This is a genomic window from Comamonas sp. E6 (assembly GCF_001010305.1).
Lineage (GTDB): Bacteria > Pseudomonadota > Gammaproteobacteria > Burkholderiales > Burkholderiaceae_C > Comamonas > Comamonas thiooxydans.
On sequence record NZ_BBXH01000026.1, the window covers coordinates 23413 to 41426 of the forward strand.

The 18014-nt window shown below is 61.0% G+C and carries 16 protein-coding genes; 6 read left to right on the forward strand and 10 right to left on the reverse strand.

Annotation, left to right across the window (positions count from 1 at the left end; genetic code table 11):
* The 3 genes from cheY to motA form a co-directional block, all read right to left on the reverse strand.
* A complete protein-coding gene (cheY, locus tag CSE6_RS21255) occupies positions 1-387 on the reverse strand; it encodes a chemotaxis response regulator CheY (protein WP_003065483.1) in 387 nt (128 codons plus the stop codon).
* A 65-nt stretch (positions 388-452) separates the two neighbouring features.
* A complete protein-coding gene (motB, locus tag CSE6_RS21260) occupies positions 453-1520 on the reverse strand; it encodes a flagellar motor protein MotB (RefSeq protein WP_059441414.1) in 1068 nt (355 codons plus the stop codon).
* 42 nt (positions 1521-1562) lie between these two features.
* Positions 1563-2423 (reverse strand): flagellar motor stator protein MotA, encoded by an 861-nt coding sequence (gene motA / locus CSE6_RS21265; protein WP_003059167.1) that lies wholly within the window; start codon positions 2421-2423, stop codon positions 1563-1565.
* 115 nt (positions 2424-2538) lie between these two features.
* On the opposite strand from motA, the gene CSE6_RS21270 reads away from it, so the two are divergent.
* The 6 genes from CSE6_RS21270 (at position 2539) to CSE6_RS21295 (ending at position 8554) form a co-directional block, all read left to right on the forward strand.
* The gene (locus tag CSE6_RS21270; protein WP_152668620.1) at positions 2539-2814 is read left to right on the forward strand and encodes a hypothetical protein; all 276 of its coding nucleotides are present in this window, start codon (positions 2539-2541) and stop codon (positions 2812-2814) included.
* Complete coding sequence (locus tag CSE6_RS21275; protein WP_059441415.1) at positions 2805-4280, forward strand: flagellin; 1476 nt, start codon at positions 2805-2807, stop codon at positions 4278-4280. Before CSE6_RS21270 ends, CSE6_RS21275 begins: the two co-directional genes overlap by 10 nt.
* A 294-nt stretch (positions 4281-4574) precedes the next feature.
* The gene (locus CSE6_RS21280; RefSeq protein ID WP_059441416.1) at positions 4575-6173 is read left to right on the forward strand and encodes a flagellin; all 1599 of its coding nucleotides are present in this window, start codon (positions 4575-4577) and stop codon (positions 6171-6173) included.
* Between the two features lie 155 nt (positions 6174-6328).
* Entirely contained in the window at positions 6329-7744 is a 1416-nt protein-coding gene (gene fliD / locus CSE6_RS21285) for a flagellar filament capping protein FliD (RefSeq protein WP_059441417.1), read from the forward strand.
* A 93-nt stretch (positions 7745-7837) separates the two neighbouring features.
* Positions 7838-8251 (forward strand): flagellar export chaperone FliS, encoded by a 414-nt coding sequence (fliS, locus tag CSE6_RS21290; protein ID WP_034370206.1) that lies wholly within the window; start codon positions 7838-7840, stop codon positions 8249-8251.
* 3 nt (positions 8252-8254) lie between these two features.
* The gene (locus CSE6_RS21295) at positions 8255-8554 is read left to right on the forward strand and encodes a flagellar protein FliT (protein WP_003059178.1); all 300 of its coding nucleotides are present in this window, start codon (positions 8255-8257) and stop codon (positions 8552-8554) included.
* Between the two features lie 254 nt (positions 8555-8808).
* Here CSE6_RS21295 and CSE6_RS21300 read toward each other — a convergent pair whose 3' ends face one another.
* The 7 genes from CSE6_RS21300 to flgL all read right to left on the reverse strand — a co-directional run bounded on the left by CSE6_RS21300 (position 8809) and on the right by flgL (position 18003).
* Positions 8809-9528 (reverse strand): RNA polymerase sigma factor FliA, encoded by a 720-nt coding sequence (locus CSE6_RS21300; RefSeq protein ID WP_003059180.1) that lies wholly within the window; start codon positions 9526-9528, stop codon positions 8809-8811.
* 5 nt (positions 9529-9533) lie between these two features.
* Positions 9534-10391 carry a hypothetical protein gene (locus CSE6_RS21305; protein ID WP_059441418.1) on the reverse strand — a complete coding sequence of 286 codons (858 nt, stop codon included), beginning with the start codon at positions 10389-10391 and terminating at the stop codon, positions 9534-9536.
* Complete coding sequence (gene flhF, locus CSE6_RS21310; protein WP_059441419.1) at positions 10384-12000, reverse strand: flagellar biosynthesis protein FlhF; 1617 nt, start codon at positions 11998-12000, stop codon at positions 10384-10386. Before flhF ends, CSE6_RS21305 begins: the two co-directional genes overlap by 8 nt.
* Positions 11997-14099 carry a flagellar biosynthesis protein FlhA gene (gene flhA / locus CSE6_RS21315; protein WP_059441420.1) on the reverse strand — a complete coding sequence of 701 codons (2103 nt, stop codon included), beginning with the start codon at positions 14097-14099 and terminating at the stop codon, positions 11997-11999. The genes flhF and flhA overlap by 4 nt, the downstream gene beginning before the upstream one ends.
* Complete coding sequence (flhB, locus tag CSE6_RS21320; RefSeq protein ID WP_003065511.1) at positions 14099-15280, reverse strand: flagellar biosynthesis protein FlhB; 1182 nt, start codon at positions 15278-15280, stop codon at positions 14099-14101. Before flhB ends, flhA begins: the two co-directional genes overlap by 1 nt.
* A gap of 184 nt (positions 15281-15464) precedes the next feature.
* On the reverse strand, positions 15465-16733 hold the full coding sequence (locus tag CSE6_RS21325) for an HDOD domain-containing protein (RefSeq protein WP_059441421.1): 1269 nt from the start codon (positions 16731-16733) through the stop codon (positions 15465-15467).
* A 55-nt stretch (positions 16734-16788) separates the two neighbouring features.
* Positions 16789-18003, reverse strand: a complete 1215-nt coding sequence (gene flgL, locus CSE6_RS21330; protein ID WP_034378018.1) for a flagellar hook-associated protein FlgL — start codon at positions 18001-18003, stop codon at positions 16789-16791.
* Positions 18004-18014 lie beyond the last annotated feature (11 nt).

The window sequence follows — 18014 nt, forward strand, 5'->3', positions numbered from 1 at the left end:
TCAGAGATCGAGTTTCTTGATGATGAGATTGACCTTCTCTTCCAGCGTGGCCTTGGTGAAGGGCTTGACGATATAGCCGGCCGCTCCGCCCTGGGCGGCAGCCACGATATCTTCCTTGCGGGCTTCGGCGGTCACCATCAGCACCGGCAGATGCTTGAGCTTTTCATCCTGCTTGATTTCGCTCAGCAGCTGAAAGCCGTTCATGTTCGGCATATTGATGTCGGTCACCACAAAGTCGAACTTGCTAGCACGCAGCTTGGTGATGGCAACCACACCATCTTCGGCTTCATCGGCATCGGCAAAGCCACTCTCCTTGAGCAGATTGCGCACGATGCGGCGCATGGTGGAGAAGTCGTCAACAATCAAAAATCGCAGGGCATTAGCCACGAGAGGCCCTTTCGGTCGGAATAGGTGCGTGGGAACAAGTTTTCAGCCGTGATGGTAACAATTTGTCAACCTCCCGGCATTGGACGTGCATTGTCAGGCTTTTCGACAGTCTCCGTGGCAACTTCAGGGTTTGTTACAACAAACTCTTCCTTGGCATCCAGAGACTGCTTGTCGGCAGCGCTGGGTACTGCGCGCCGGGCCTTGGGTTGGTTGATCGTACTGGCAGCTTCCTCGGCACTGGTCACCTGCTCCGTGCTGCGCTCCTTGTCGTTGCCCAGCACACGGCGCTCGGCCTCCTTGGTCAGCACGGTAATTGTGATGCGGCGGTTCTGCGCGGCACGCGGTTCCTCGGGCAGCAGCAGGTCGCTGCTGGACATGCCCACCACGCGCGCCAGCTTGTCCAGCGGCATGCCGGCGGCCACCAGCTCGCGGCGCGAGGCGTTGGCGCGGTCGGCCGACAGCTCCCAGTTGCTGTAGCCGCGGTCGGCATTGCCGTAGGGCGCAGCATCGGTGTGGCCCGAGAGACTGATGCGATTTTCCGCATTGCCCATGGCCGCACCGATCTCGCGCAGGATGTCGCGCATATAGGGCTTGACCACGGCACTGCCGCTATCGAACATGGGGCGGTTCTGGTCATCGACGATCTGAATCATCAGGCCGTCATGCGTGATCTCCGTGCGAATCTGCGAGCGGAACTCGTTCAGGCGCGCATTGTTGGCAATCATGCTGTCCACCTTGGCCTTGAGCGCATGCAGACGCTGAGCGTCGCGTGCGGACTCATCGGACCGGCCCATGGCCTGGCTGGAGCGGCGGTTGGCATTGTCTTCGGACTCGGAGCGGCGCACCTGGCCGTGCACCTTGGAGAGGTCGTTGCCGCCGCCGGGCACGATGCTGGAGCTGTTACCCGCACCGCTGCCGCCCGACATGGCCACCTTCAGCGGCGAATTGAAATACGCGGCAATCCCCTGCAGCTCGCCCTGAGCGGTCGAGCCAAGCAGCCACATCAGCAGGAAGAAGGCCATCATCGCCGTCACAAAGTCGGCATAGGCAATCTTCCAGGCACCACCATGGTGGGCATGGGCGGTCTTCTTGACGCGCTTGATGATGATGGGCTGCAGCTTCTTGTCAGCCATGGAAGCGCTCCATCACTAGATTCCGGCGAGAGCGGGCACTCATCACTTCTTACCCTTGACGTGCGACTCCAGCTCCAGAAAGCCTGGGCGCTCGGTGGAGAACAGCACCTTGCGACCGAACTCGATGGCCGTGCCCGGGTTGTAGCCCTGCATGCTGGCCAGCAGCGTCGCCTTGATGCACTCGAACTCCTTGGCCGCATCCTGGGCACGCTGCTCGAGCAGCGCAGCCATGGGCTCCACCAGCGCATAGGCCAGCAAGATCCCGAGGAAGGTACCCACCAGGGCCGAGGCAATCATGCCGCCCAGCACCGCAGGGGGCTGCCCCACGAAAGCCATGGTGTTCACCACACCCAGCACGGCCGCAATAATGCCGAAGGCAGGCAAGGCGCCCGCCAGACGATTCAGTGCCATTACCGGCGCATGGGCCTCGGCATGATGGGCTTCGATTTCGCTATCCATCAGCGCCTCGATCTCGTGCGAGTTGAGATTGCCCGAGACCATCATGCGCAGATAGTCGGTCAGGAACTCGACGACATGGTGGTCGGCCATCAGCTGCGGATAGTTCTGAAACACCGTCGATGACTGCGGATCTTCCACATCGGACTCGATCGACATCAGGCCTTCCTTGCGCGCCTTCTGCAGCAGCTCGTACAGAAGCGCCATCACTTCCATATAGCGCGCCTTGTTATAGCGCGAGGGCTTGAGCGCCGATGGAATCGCCTTGGCCGTGGCCTTGAGCACCTTGGGCTGGTTGCTGACGATGAAAGCGCCCAGGGCGCCACCGCCAATGGTCACCATCTCGAACGGCAGCGCCTTGACAAGAACGCCCACGCTGCCGCCGTGCAGCACATACATGCCGAAGATGCAGCCGAAGGCGACGATATAACCGATGAGAACAAGCATGGTGCCGATTGTGAAGTTGCAGAAGCCCCGCCATAGGTGCAAAAAGCTGGGCGTTTGGAAGCTAGATCGGCAGCTAGCCGCCGTTATGTAGGGTAATTCCGAACCAAGCAGCGACTTGAAGACTCAACAGCCTGCAAGCAAGGCAAAGCCCCTGCATTTGTTACATCCCGAAAAATATTTGCAGAACTCTCTAAAGTTTTTGCGGGATGGCTCCGATAACAGCTTCAACAGGGAAACAAAGCCCTGTCACCAGCGAGCCACAGCAGCAAAACATAAGGAACTGCAGGCTGGGGTGCTGGATTGGGCTGCCGCCGCCGCCCACCCTGAATATTTCAGGTCACTGTGGCGGCGACGTTTTGATCGCATCAAGGAGTTCGCATCATGGCAATGACCATCAACACCAATATCCAGTCGCTCAACGCACAGCGCAACCTGGGTGCTTCGCAATCCTCGCTGTCCACTTCGATGCAGCGTCTGTCGTCCGGCATGCGCATCAATAGCGCCAAGGATGATGCTGCTGGTCTGGCCATCGCCGAGCGCATGAGCGCCCAGGTTCGCGGCCTGAACCAGGCACAGCGCAACGCCAATGACGGCGTCTCGCTGGCCCAGACGGCTGAAGGCGCGCTGAGCACCATCGGCGGCAATCTGCAGCGTATCCGTGAACTGGCCGTGCAATCGCGCAATGCCACCAACTCCACCGAAGACCGCGCAGCTCTGCAAAAGGAAGTGGACCAGCTCAAGAGCGAAATCGATCGCGTTGCCACCGACACCTCATTCAACGGCACCAAGCTGCTGGATGGCTCCTTCACATCCCAGGCTTTCCAGGTTGGCGCCAATCAAGGCCAGCGCATCAATATTGATAGCATCCAGAACTCCAAGATCGATCAACTGGGTACCTGGACAAGTGTTGACAAGCCGGCCTCTGTGTATAGCAGCGCGCTGGGAGGCACTGAAAACGCAGGTGCAGGTTCATTTACCGTTGCAGCACCTGCAGATGCCACTGCAGCTTCTGCAGCATTTGCAGATTTCAAAATTACCGTGGGCGGTACAGAGCTGAATGTTACTGGCCTCGGAGCATCCGCCCGCACCGTAGCTCAAGCACAAGATCAATTGACTGCGAACATCACGAAAGCGATCAACGATGCAGGCATCAAGGGCGTCACAGCCACTGCCGGCGCCACAGGAACTGGTACTGTTTCTATCAAAAACGAATCGCTGACCGCTCAACCCTTGGCAGTTGCTGGCGCCAGCTATGTGACAAAGACAGACGTCACTGCTGGATCAAATTACGCTGCAATTAATACTGGCACTCTGCAAATCAATGGCAAAGATATTGTGGTTGATGCCGCCTATTCGGATTCCGACCGTGTGGCGCAATTGACTACTGCTATCAATAGCCAATTCAAGGATGGATCTGTCGTTGCCTCCAGTGTTAATGGCACACTGGTCTTGAAGTCCGACAAGGATATTGCAGTCACCGGCACAACTACAGGCACAGGCTTGGCTGTAGCGACCACAAAGGTCGTTGCCGGTTCCGCCCAGACGGGCTTCAAGGATATCTCTGTGGCTACCGCCGAAGGTGCGGATGACACCATTCTGGCCATGGACGCAGCTCTCAAGGCCGTGAACTCCGCACGTGCCGACCTGGGTGCCATTCAGAACCGCTTTGAATCCGTGGTTTCCAACCTGAGCGTGAACAGCGAAAATCTGTCGGCCTCCAAGTCCCGCATCACCGATGCAGACTTCGCTGCAGAAACCGCCAATCTGAGCCGCTCGCAGATTCTGCAGCAAGCCGGTACCGCCATGGTGGCCCAGGCCAACCAGCTGCCCCAGGGCGTGCTGTCCCTGCTGCGTTAATTGCATCAAGCAGCTGCGCCAGCCAAACGCCGGGGCAGTCAACGCCTTGCCAGGCCTCCTTCGGGAGGCCTTTTTGCTGCCCAACTGCACCCTATATGTAACCGTCAATTGCAAAAATGGCGGGACTTTAGGCCTCTTATCGGTCTTATGTCCTGCATGGCTTGCTCCAACAATCCTCGTACCCGGAATACCAGACTTCGTCCACGTTTCCGGTCACGTGGGCCAGCGCCGTCGCTGGTCGTGAAAACGGCTAGTACGTCGCCGGTTTACTGGCTTGAAACAGGAGCACACGCCATGGCAGCCATCATCAATACCAATATCCAGTCGCTCAATGCGCAACGCAATCTGAGCTCGTCCCAAAGCCAGCTGGCTACATCCATGCAGCGCCTGTCCTCGGGCTTGCGCATCAATAGCGCCAAGGATGATGCAGCCGGTCTGGCCATTTCCGAGCGCATGACCACCCAGGTGCGCGGCCTCACGGTTGCCATGCGCAACGCCAATGACGGTATTTCCCTGGCGCAGACCGCCGAAGGTGCCTTGGGCTCCTTGGGCAGCAATCTGCAACGCATTCGCGAACTGGCTGTGCAGGCTCGCAATGCCACCAACTCGGCGGAAGACCGTGCTGCCCTGGACGTGGAAGTGCAGCAGCTCAAAGCCGAAGTAACCCGGGTCGCCCAGCAGACCAGCTTCAACGGCACCAATCTGCTCGATGGCTCGTTTACCAATATGGCCTTTCAGGTCGGCGCCAATCAAGGTCAGACCATCGATATTTCCTCGATTGTGAATGCCAATGTGGATGCGCTGGGCACTTGGGACAGCGTGGCCGTTCCCTCGAAACTGACCGGAACAAGCATCTCCGGCAGCAACACGCCCGTGACGGTCCCCGCAAAAACCAGCTGGAACCTGAACGAACCCGACCCTGACGGCTCCTACGACACCTTCACGCTCACCATCAATGGCGGCACCGCTGTCAACGTGCCGGCCGTTGGCGCCGTCGGGTCGCCTCCAGCATCAGCAGCTGAAATAGCTACAGCCAAAAATACTTTGGCGACCAGCATTCAGACGGCACTGAACACAGCCGCTCCCAATGGTCTGGGCGCCAACGCGGTATCCGTGAGTGTGGTCAACGGCAAGATCGAAATCGTCAACAACACGACCGCCAGCGCCGTGGTCGCGCCATCTGCCGGCGCAGCCCTTGGCAACGCAACATTGAGCGTCAATGCCGCGAAGAATGTGACTTCCGGCGGCATGCCTGCCGCAAGCGTACAGATCAATGGCGTGACATTGAGCCTTCCCGCACAGGAAAGCGCAAGCAACCGCATCAACGACCTCGTGAGCCAGATCAATTCCGCCAGCACCACCCCCAAGGTGCAGGCATCGATCGTGAATGGCGCGCTGTCGCTGACTTCCTCCTCTGGTGATGTGGTGATTGGTCTTCCCAATCCTCAAACCACTCCTGCCACGGCTCCCGCCGATATCGCAGCGGCAACCGGCCTGTCGGTTGGCACCACCAACGAGTCCAGTCCTCAGCATATTGGCGGGACACGCGGATTCACTGGCGCAGAGTCGGGAAAGAATGGCTTTTCCGACCTCAATGTGCTGGATGCGGAATACGCAGATAACGCCATCCTGGCGATGGACGCGGCCTTGAAGGCGGTCAATGGCGCACGAGCCACGCTGGGCGCAGTGCAAAGCCGTTTTGAAACCACAGTGGAAAATCTAAGCGTCAACTCGGAAAATCTCTCTGCCTCTCGCAGCCGCATCATGGATGCCGACTTCGCAACCGAAACCGCCAACCTGAGCCGGACACAGATTCTGCAGCAGGCCGGCACGGCCATGGTCGCACAGGCCAACCAGCTGCCACAGCAAGTGCTCAAGCTGCTGCAAGGCTGATAACGGCATCTGGCATTTCGTACTCAAGTTCTGTTTCGGGTTGCCGAAACACAATGCGTAGTACTGTCCATAAAGACGGCGCAAAGGCGCCGTTTGTTCAATGACGCAGACCAGGCGTACCACATACCTGCTGTTCTGCGCAGAGGGAGTTTTGTATGGCAATCAGCTCAATCGGTATTGGCAGCGGCCTGGAAGTCGAAACCATTGTTTCGCAACTGGTGGCTCTGGAGTCAAAGCCCATCGCCGCGCTGCAGACCAAGGCCACCGGCATCAATACCCAGATCTCGGCCTTTAGCCAGCTCAAGTCACAAATCTCCAATCTGCAGGACCAGATCGACAAGCTGACCAAGCCTGCGACCTGGCTGGGCAATACGCTGACCTCTTCCAACTCTACTCAAGTGACAGGTACGGCAACATCCAGCGCCGTGCAAGCCACTTATGACGTGGAAGTTTCGCAGATGGCGGCAGGTCAAACCATTGGCTCCGGCCTGGTGGCCAGCGGCACCACTCTCGGACCAGGCAAACTGACCATTTCCATGGGAACCTATGGTACCAATGGACTGACACCCAATACCAAGGATGGCAAGAATGTGAGCTTCAGCGTGGAAATCGCTGCAGAAGATGACTCTCTGGCCAAGATTGCTGCCAAGATCAATGCCGCCAAGGGCGATGTCAGCGCCACCGTGCTCAAGGACCACACGGGCGAGCGCCTGGTGCTGCAATCCAAGACCACAGGCGTGAACTCGGCCTTCTCGGTGGAGGCCGAAGGCGCTGGGCTGCAGCAATTTGCTTACAACGGCACCGACGGGACCATGAAGCGTTCCGTTGAGGCGCAGGACACTCTGGCCAAGATCAACGGCATCGACATGGCCTCGCACACCAATGTGTTTGAAGAGGTGGCGGCGGGTGTGACGCTGACGGTAGCGCAAAAGTCTGCGAAAGATGCTGCTCCGGTGCGCATCACCATTGCCAATGACACGGCGACGGCCAAGACAGCGCTGAAAAATCTGGTGGAGTCCTATAACGCACTCAGCAGCGCCCTGAAGACCATGACCGCCTATGACAAGGACAGCAAGACGGCTGGTACCTTGCAAGGCGATTCAACCGCCATCAATCTGCAGTCTGCGCTGCGTCGCTTGCTCTCCGGTCCAGGGGGAGAAGGTGGTGAGTTCAACAGCCTGTCTCAGATGGGCATCGCCTTTCAGGCAGACGGTACGCTCAAGATTGACGACACCAAGCTGGACAAGGCCCTCAAGGACCCGGAGAGCATGTCCAAGTTCTTCACCGCAGACGTTGCCGATGCCAACCAGGACGGCCTGGCAGTGCGCATGAAGGATTTCACAAGCGGTCTGCTTGCCACTGGCGGCACCTTCTCGACCAAGGACGAGACGCTCAAGAATGCGCTCAAGCGCAATACGGCCGATCAGGAACGCCAGACCGCACGTGTGACAGCCTACGAAGCGCGCGTGCGTGCCCAGTATTCGCGTCTGGATACGCAGATGGCCAGCCTGAAAGCCCTGGATACCTATGTCGCCCAGCAAGTAGCCGCATGGAACAAGTCCAGCAGCTAAGCTATTGAAGCCTGCAGAAAGGGCTTAATTGCCCCCTGAGTCGGCCGATAAGCAAAACAGTAATTTGAGAAACTGCAACAAAGGAGTTTTGTGATGTTTTCCCCAGCCAATGCGCGCGCAATGTCGGCTTACCGTCAGGTGGGTGTGCAATCCATGGTGGACAGCGCATCGCCTCAGCAGTTGATCAAGATGCTGTTTGATGGCCTGCTTGCCTCCATCAATGCGGCACGCGGCGCGATCGAGCGCGGTGATATCAATGAAAAAGTGCGCCATATCGGCAAGGCGGTGCGCATTCTGCAGGAAGGTCTGCTGGGCGCGCTGGACCGCGAAAAAGGGGGCGAGCTGGCCGGCAACCTGGCCTCGCTCTATGAGTACTGCACCACCCGGTTGACCCTGGCCAATGCCCGCAACGATGCAAGCATGGTCGATGAAGTCGCAGGCCTTGTGAACACGGTGGCACAGGGCTGGAATGAAATAACCAATGCACCAGCACCCGCTGCTGCCTAAAAAATGGAGCACACATTGATCGACTTCTACCGCGCCATAGAGGAGAGCAGCGCCAAGATGCTGCAAGCCGCCCAGGCCAAGGACTGGGATGGTGTTGCGCGCTATGAGGGCACTTGTGCCGTGCTGATCGAGCAACTGCGCTTTCGCTCGCGTGACGAAAAGCTGGCGCCCGAACTGCGCAAGGAAAAGGCGCGCATCATGCAGCGCATCTTGCGCAACGATGCCCAGATTCGCGTGCTGGCCGAGCCCTGGCTGGCCAGCTTCGAGCATATGTTCGACGGTCAGCCGCATGTGATGCACTGATTGCAAAGCCACTCAGACCAAAAGCCCTGCTGCAGCGATGCGACAGGGCTTTTTGCTTGCAGCGACAACGGATGATCGATCAAAGCATCCGTGAACCCAATGTCGTAGAACGCCACAAGCTATCGATAGCGAAGCACCAGAACGCAGCCAGGCTGCGTCACAAAAGCAAAGCCGCCGCGTGGGCAGATGGAATCTGTCAGCGCGGCGGCTTCTGTTGTAGTGAACGGCCCGCGCCTGGCGAGCCGTTTAAGTGATCAATGCGAGCGCATCTTGGTGCGCAGGCGGGCGATGGCCTGGCTGTGCAGCTGGCAGACCCGCGATTCGGTCACGCCGAGCACGGCGGCGATTTCCTTGAGGTTCATATCGTGCTCGTAGTACATGCCCATCACATATTGCTCACGCTCCGGCAGGGCCTTGATGGCCTCTACCAGTGCCGAGCGCATGCGCTGGTCGCGCAGCAAGGCAAAGGGGTCTGCGCCCGAGTCAGCCACATGCCGCTCCAGATAGTCATCGCCATCGTCGCCGTCACCGCCGCCGATGTCCTCGAGATAGACCAGCTGCGTGCCGCGTACCTTGCCCAGCAGGGACTGATAGTCGTCCAGGGCCATGCCCAGTTCGGCCGCGATTTCCGACTCCAGCGGGGGCCGGCCCAGACGCTGCTCCAGGCGGTTGAGCGCCTGCTCTATTTCCTTCTGGCTTTTGCGCGAACTGCGGCTCATCCAGTCGCCTTCGCGCAGTTCGTCCAGCATGGCGCCACGGATGCGCTGGCTGGCGAAGGTGTCGAATTGCACGCCTTGCTCGCTCTCGAAGCGCGACAGCGCTTCGGCCAGACCGATCATGCCGACCTGGATCAAATCATCCAGCTCGACGTTCGGCGGCAGTTTGGCGATCATGTGCAAGGCAATCCGACGCACAAGCGGCACATGCTGACGAATCAGCGCGTCGCGGTCGAGTTGGCCTTTGGCGGTGTACATGGCAGTCAATGGCTCCAGACAAGAGATTCAGGTGCGGCAGCCGCCGTGGGCTGGGCATGCATGGGCAGGATGCAGGCCGTCTTGAGCATGTGCAGCGTGAGCTGATGCAGATCGCTGGCCTGGCGCCATCGCAGGCGCATGAGCACCGGGGCATCGCCCAGGTGGCGCTGCGAACACTGTAGCAGCGCATTCAGACGCTGCAAGCGTGTCTGAGCGTTTTGCTTGGCTGTCTGCGAGCTGCTCTGCTTGCGGCTCCAGTCGTATTTCTGTGGGCCGTCTGCTGTCAGCGGCGCTTCCAGCGCGGCAATCGTGCATTCCACGCCGGCAAACACGGCCAGATGCTTGAGCTGGCGGTAGCTTTCGAGCAGATGCTCGGAGTCGGGCGGCACGACCAGCAGCGGCTGCAGGCCCTGGCCTTGCAGCAGCGGCGTCAAGGTTTCGCTGCTCGCATAGATGATCACGGTGGTGTAGCCGCGCACATAGGCTTGCAGGGCCGTCAGCATGTCCAGCCCCATCTCGTCGGCCGAGGCCTTGAGCTGCTTGAGGCCCATCCGCGCCGGCAGGCTGGCCACCGATTGGGCGTCGCCGACGCTTGCGCGCAGTCCCGCCTGGGCCTGCCAGGCATGCTGCGCCAGCAGTTGGGCAAGACCTGGCGTGTGAAAGGATTCGGCCTGGCTGCCGTCGAGCACCAGCACCTTCTGGCCCAGGCGCTGCAGCTGGGCGCATAGCGGCCACAGCACGGCCTGCTCGGCAGCGGCACCTGACGCACTGTGCAGCACGGCCAGCACGCGCAAGCCGGCGGTGCTGGCATCGCTCATATGCAGAGCCATGCCCTGATGCAGAGGCGAGCGACGCTCAAGCATGGGCAGCCTCTGCGCCGCTGGCGGACGAAGGGGTAAAGAAGAAGTCCAGATCCAGCGACTGCGGATCAAATGCCGACTTGGCAGCCGAACGCATGGAGGCCGAGACCAGCAACTGCGCATTGGCGCGCTCGAAGTCTTCGGGCACGCGCTGACCATTGGTCACGCCACGCAGCTGGATCTGATGACGAATCAGCGTATCCACCGAGGGACCGACCTTCACGGCTTCATCGACCTTGGTGAGGATGGCATGCTGCGAACCGCGCGCCTTGAAGGCCTGCATGACATCGTCCTGCGCATCGCCCTGCGCAGCCGCATTGACGGCCAGCAACTGCTGCACGCCCTCAATGGCCAGCACATCCATGATCTCGTCCTTGCGCGGATCACGCGGGGCCACGCCGGTCGTGTCGATCAGCACCATCTTCTTGCTTTGCAGCAAGCCAAGCAGGTCCTGCAACGCTGCCTTGTCATGGGCCTGATGGGCCACCATGCCCAGCATCCGGGCATAGGTGCGCAGCTGGTCATGGCCACCGATGCGGTAGGTATCCAGCGTGATCAGGCCCACGGATGCGGGACCGTGCTTGGCCGCACACAGCGCCGCCAGCTTGGCCGTGGTCGTGGTCTTGCCCACACCGGTCGCGCCGACCAGGGCAAACACTCCGCCTTGCTCGTAGATGGCGGGCTGGGCGGCATCGGTGCGCAGATTGCGCTCCAGCACCTGCATCAGCCAGCGCACGGCGTCGCCAGCGGAGAGCGTCTCGGGCAGCTTCTCGATCAGCGCACGTGCAAGTGCGGGCGAGTATCCGGCACGGATGAGCTTGTGCATCAGACTGGACTGGATCGGGCTCTGACGCGTCTGGCCCAGCCAGGTCAGCGTGTTGAAGCGCTCCTCGATCAGATCCTTCATGGACTGCATCTCCTGCATGAAGTTCTGAGGCGCAGCGACGGCTGCGGGCCTGGCGCTTTCCTTGAACTGAATCTTCTCGGGACGCAGAGGATTGTGGCGAGACACCGCGGCGCTGGCCGCCTGAGACTTGGCTGTCATGGCGGGGCGCTCGTTATTGCGCTCCTGCACGCGCTGGGCAAAAGTAGGCAGAGCTTCGCTGCTGTCCAGCGAAGACTCATGGCGACGGCGCAGCATGCGTTCACGCACATAGTCCTGGAAGGTCAGCGTGCTCATGGACAGCTGTTCCACATCGTCCTGCACGGAATGCCGGGCCAGTTCATTGATGGCCTTGACGGGCTTGGCCTGAACCTGCATCTCGCGGGCCTGCTCTTCCTTGGCCGTCTGGCGTGCCTGCACATGCTCCAGCGTACTCATGGCTTCACCGCCCTGGCTGCGCCTGGCAGCAGCGGGGGCCAAAGGCGAATGCTCCTTGCGCAGGCTGCTCATGCCTTCGTCGCTGGCGCGGCGCTCCAGCGCCTTTTGCAAGGGGGAGCCGGTCTGCATGCCGGCATCCATGTCCTGCAGGGTCTCTTCGGCCGTGGCCATGACTTCCACTCCGTCCGGCGTCTGGCGGTTGGAGAGAATCAGGGTGCCGTCGCCAAAAACCATGCGCGCCTTGGCCAGGGCCTCGCGGGCGGTCGGGGCGTAAAAGCGTTTGATATTCATGCGGTTGCACCTTTAAGAATCGGGCCGATGCGGATGGTGTGCGTCTCGGGAATCTCGCTGTGCGCGAGCACCTGCAGACGCGGCGCCACACGGCGCAGCAGCTTGGCAAGAGAGTTGCGGATCGCGTCCGGCACCAGCAGGCAGGCGGGCAGGCCCAGCTCTTCCTGTTGGTTGGCCACATCGACCGCTTTTTGTGTGAGGATTTCAGCCACGCCGGGGTCCAGCGATGGCGCATTGGGGTTCGACAGTGCCTGCACCAGCAGACGCTCCAGGCCGGGCTCGATGGCAATCACATTGAGCTCGCGGGTCGGACCGTAGATCTGCTGCACGATGGCAGGCGACAGTGCAATGCGCACGCGACGCGCCAGCTCCACCGGGTCGGTCGTCTGCGTGGCGTTTTCGGCCAGCGTCTCGATGATGGTGCGGATATCACGAATGTGCACAGAGTCCTCCAGCAGCAGCTGGAGCACTTTCTGGAACGTTGTGATGGGCACCATTTTCGGGATGACTTCTTCGATGAGTTTGGGGGCCAGCTTGGCCACATGGTCAACGAGCTGCTGTGTCTCGGTACGAGACAACAGCTTGGCCGCGTGCACTTGCATCAAGTGTGACAAATGCGTCGCCATCACGGTTTCCGAATCAACGACGGTAAAACCGGCCATTTGTGCCGCTTCCTTTTGCCGCTCGTCGATCCAGTGCGCGGGCAGACCAAAGGCCGGATCGGTCGTGGCCGTGCCGATCAGCGGCGTGGTGATGCCGCCGGGGTTGATGGCCAGGAACATGCCGGGGAAGGCTTCGCCCTCGCCCACCATGACGCCGCGCAGCGTCATGCGATAGGCGCTGGGCTTGAGTTCCAGGTTGTCGCGCACATGCACGGCCGGCGGCAGAAAGCCGACCTCCTGCGCAAACTTGCGGCGCACGCCCTTGATACGCGTCAGCAGGTCGCCCTGGCGGCTCTTGTCCACCAGCGCAATCAGGCGGTAGCCCAGCTCCAGGCCCAGCAGGTCCACGGGCTGCAGATCGTCCCAGGTCGCTTCGCCATCATTTTGCGCAGCCTGCTGCTGGGGCGCCAGGGCACTGCTTTGGGCGGCCAGGCGGGCTTTTTCCCTCTTGTCCAGCACCCAGGCACCCCAGCCCAGCAAGGCCCCCATGCTGATGAACACCAGATGCGGCATGCCGGGAATCAGACCCAGCAAGATCATCACGCCGGCAGTGATGCCCAGCACCTTGGGCGACATGAACAGCTGCTGCACGATCTGGCGGCCCATGTCGGATTCCTTGCCCACGCGCGAGATCACCATGGCCGAGGCCACCGAGATCAGCAGGCCAGGAATCTGCGCCACCAGCGCGTCACCCACGGCCAGCAGGATGTAGCTGTCGGCCGCCTGACCTGCGGACAGGCCGTGCTGGGCCATGCCGATGATCAGGCCGCCGATGACGTTGATCACCAGGATCAAAATGCCGGCAATCGCGTCGCCACGCACAAACTTGCTGGCACCGTCCATGGAGCCGAAGAAATTGGCTTCCTCGCCCACTTCGGCACGGCGGCGCTTGGCCTCCTTCTCGTCGATCAGACCGGCATTCAGATCGGCGTCCACGGCCATCTGCTTGCCGGGCATTGCGTCCAGCGTGAAGCGGGCCGAGACTTCGGCAATGCGCTCGGCACCCTTGGTAATCACCACGAAGTTGATGACCACCAGAATGCTGAACACGATCAGACCTACGGCAAAGTTGCCGCCGATCAGGAAGTGGCCGAAGGCCTCGATCACCGCGCCCGCGGCGCCGGGGCCGGTGTGGCCCTCCATCAGCACCACGCGCGTCGATGCCACGTTGAGCGACAGACGCATCAATGTGGTCAGCAGCAACACCGAAGGGAAGGCCGCAAAGTCCAGCGGCTTGATCATGTAGGCCGCCACCATCATCACCATCAGAGCCACGGCAATGTTGAGGGTGAAGAAGGTGTCCAGCAGCCAGGGCGGCACGGGCAACACCATCAAACCCAGAATGGCCACCACCAGAATGGGAGCAGTCATCCCTTGCAGGGCACCGGCGTTGGAGCCAGACCACTTCTGGAACAGTTGCAGAGGATTCGACGACATCACAGATTACCTTCTTGCTGCGCAGCAGCATCGACCGCCGCAGGCTGGGTGCGGCCACGGTGCGGATCCAGCTCCACGGGCACGGGGGGCTCGCCCAGGGCATCGGGCATGGGACCCTGGCCGCTCAGTGCAGCCTTGAGACGATAGACATAGGCCAGCACCTGGGCCACGGCCGTGTAGAGCGCAGCAGGGATGGCCTGATCCAGATCGGCATGCGCATAGAGTGCACGCGCCAGCATGGGCGACTCCAGCACCGGTATCTGGTGCGCGCCCGCGATTTCACGAATCTTGAGCGCCACCAGATCCGTGCCCTTGGCAATCACCTGGGGAGCGGCCATGGAGGCGTCGTCATAGCGCAGCGCCACGGCATAGTGGGTGGGATTGGTGACCACAAAGTCGGCTTTCGGCACGGCCGAGACGCTGGCCCGGTCGGCAATCTCGCGCTGCTTCTGGCGGATCTTGCCCTTGAGCTGCGGATTGCCTTCGGACTCCTTGTGCTCCTGCTTGACCTCCTCATGACTCATCTTGAGGCGCGACTTGAAGAGAAAGTCCTGCAGCGGCACGTCGATCAGGGCCACCAGCAGCACCACGATCAGCAGCAAGGTGATGCCCGTGGTCAGCCAGGAGCCGACCATGGCAAGCGCCATGGGCGATGGCTGGGCCGAAACCGACGCAATCTCGGCAATATTGGCACTCATGTACTTCCAGGCCACAAAGCCCAGCACGATGGTCATGAACACCATCTTGACCACCGTGGTCAGTTGCTGCTTGGAAAACAGATTCTTGAGACCCGACAAGGGGTTGAGCTTGCCAAAGCGCGGTTGAATGGGCTTGAAGCTGAAGATCCAGCCGCCGGCAGCCACGCCGGACAGCACCGAGGCCGTGGTGGTCACCAAAGCAAAGATCACGGCAATGCCCAGACCCAGCACCAGCATGGACTGAAAGCGCTCCAGCATCAGCGCCGGAGTCTTGGCCGCCGCAGCGTTGAACACCAGTTGCCGGGCCATGGCCTCGCGCAGATGATTGATCATGGGCTGCGTGCCCATCAGCATCAGCAATGCGCCCGTACCCAGGATGGCTAGATGCGACAGATCGCGCGAGCGCGCACCCTGGCCGTCTTCACGCGTCTTCTGCAGCTTGCGTTCGGTGGCGGGCAGGTTTTTGTCTTGGGATTCGGACATGGCGCACGGACGGATTGGATATCCCAATTGTCCGAATCCGGCGCCCAGGCAATGCGCGGATAAGCGGCAGCCAAGCCCTGCTTATGCACGACTCTGCATCACAACGCATCCATCAATTTGATAGCTGCCTGTGCTTTCCTATCAGGAGATAGAGCCTGTTTTTAGCGAGTTTTCACCCAGACACTCAGGCCTGAGCTTGCGGCATGCCCAGCTTGAGTTCGCTGAGCATACGCAGCAGCATCCGGTTGAGGTCTTCGGCCTCCCACTCCTCCTGCTCGCGCAGTTGCCGGATGGGCGCCGGGTCACGACTCTCCAGAGCCTGGCTCATCTGCAGCACGGCCGCATAAGGACCGGAGCGCGTGACGATGGCATCGAAAATGCGCTCGTTCAGCGGCGTGCGTCGCAAGATGGTGGCCACCGGCTCATGCAGCAGCAAATCCAGCTGCGAGAACAGGCTGCACAGATACATCTCACGCTGCAGGTCCAGGCTCACCCCGGCCTCGATCAGCTGCTCGGCCAGCCTGGCGCGCAGCACGACCTGCGTGCGCAGAGGCACCAGGTCCTGTTCGGTACAGGCATGGGGCAGCTGGTCGGCCAGCCAGCGCTCCAGCGTGCCCAGCCCCAGCATCACCAGCCCGCGGCGCAGCGAGTCCACGCCGCGACGCAGGCCCAGTGCGGCCGAGTTGGTATAGAGCAAAAAGCGATAGGCCAGCACCGGGTCCGAACCCAGGATCTCCTCCATCACATCCAGGGACTGTTCCTTGTCGATGGCCTTCATGAGCCTGAAGAGCGCATCGCGCGAGGGCTGGGGCTGCTGCAGCCGAAAAGCCTGCATGGTGTCTGCCACGGGCCAACCGGCCACGGCGGCCGCTTCATGCTCGTCGAGGCAGGAGCGCGCCAGCTCCAGGCTCTGCAGGCTCTGGTACATCTGGCCGTCCAGCAGATTCAAGGGCTGAGTGGCAAAAAAGCCCGAGGCAGCCTCCTTGTCCGCATCCTTCGCCGGCTGGCTTGGGCGCACCACATTAGGCAGTCCCGCTGCTCCTTCTGGCGGCAGGCTCAGCAGGCTGCTGGCAAAGCAGCGCGCAGCATCGGCATCGGGCACATCGGCCAGCGATCCGCCCCAGACCAGCATCAGCCCGCGTGCCTTGGCCTTCTGCACCAGCTCGTAGATACCTTCATCCTGCTGCAGCCAGTCACCGCGCACCTCTATCCAGGGACTGCCCTGAGGTGCATGTTCAAGAAGATTGCACAGAACCTGGCGGGACTGCGGCGATATCAAGAGCGGCGGGGCCTGACGACTCCAGATCTCATCCACCGTGCGCAGGAAATGCGCCATGTCGGCAGAGGAGCCCGAGTCCTCGTGGACATAAAGCTGAATCCCTGCCAGGCGTCGCGTACGTCCCCAGAGCGGCCGATAACCAAGAGTCAAAGAGCTGAGGGCAGACTGGGTCATGGAGGATTTGGACAGGTAGACGACGAGACATCAAGACGGACAGAGCCCGCTGGAATCAGCCGATGTAGTTGAACAGCGAAAGCTTCTGCATCTGTGCATAGGACTGCAGGGCGGCCTGCAAGCCCACCTTCTGCGTATCCACTTGCGACAGCGCCGTGATCATATCGATATCTTCGGCACGTGAACGGGCTCCTTCCTGCGTCAATGCCTGATCCTTCATGTCGGACTCCAGGCCGTCTGCACGTTTGAGCTGGTCGCCGGCATAGCTGCGCATGGCCTGCACCCTGTTCATGCCCGAATCCAGTTCGCTCAAGGCGCGCCCCAGACCCTGCTGCAATGCGGTCGATCCCCCCGTGCCGCCCTTGACCGTGGCAATGGCCTGATCCAGCACGCTGAAAATATCGGTACGTGTGCTTGGAGACATGGTGAAGCTGTCGCCGTCGGCCGGAGTACCCTTGATGCTGATCTGCTGACCACCAACGGTAATCGCCTGCCCTTCCTTGTAGGGCGTGGGCGGAACCACGGGGTTGGTCACCGTGGCCGAGCTGGAGTTGATCTCGTAGCTGACCTCGCCGGTAGTCGGGTCCTTGGTGAATACCAGGGTGTAGCTATCGCCCGTGACCTTGCTCGGGTCGGTGACCGACCCCACATCCGCCCAGGCCTTGCCGGAATTGGAGGCAGCGCCATTCACCACAAACACCCCGTTGCCGGTGGGCACGTTCAACCAGGCCGCATGGCCATCCAGCGAGATGGGCAGGCCGTTGTCGCTGCCAGTGCTCTGGCCGGGGTTGAGCTGGCTGCTCGAGCCCGGAGGCGTGCTTTGCAGCGGCGTATCGGGACTGCCCAGCCCGCGGAAAATCGGCAAGCCGTTGGAGTCCTTGGCATTGGCATAGCCGAGAATCTGATCGCGCAGGCTTTGCATCTGCTGGACCAGCGCATCGCGTGCCACCTGGTCATACGAACCGTTGCCGGCCTGCACCACCAGATCACGAAAATCCTGCAAAGCACCATGAGCCTTGCCCAGCTCGGACTCGCCCTGGGCAATCACATCGCGCTGGGCACCGAGCACACGCTGGTCATTTTCAGAGCGGGTGATGCGGGTGCGTGCGCGCTCGGCCTGGGCCGCCGCCACGGGATCGTCGCTGGCGCGCAGCACGCGCTTGCCCGCCGTGGTCTTCTCCATCAGGTCCACCAGGCTGCTCTGACGCGAGCCCAGGTTGTTGATGGTGCTGTCATACATATTGGCCGTGCCAATGCGGTTGATGCTCATGCCTGTTCTCC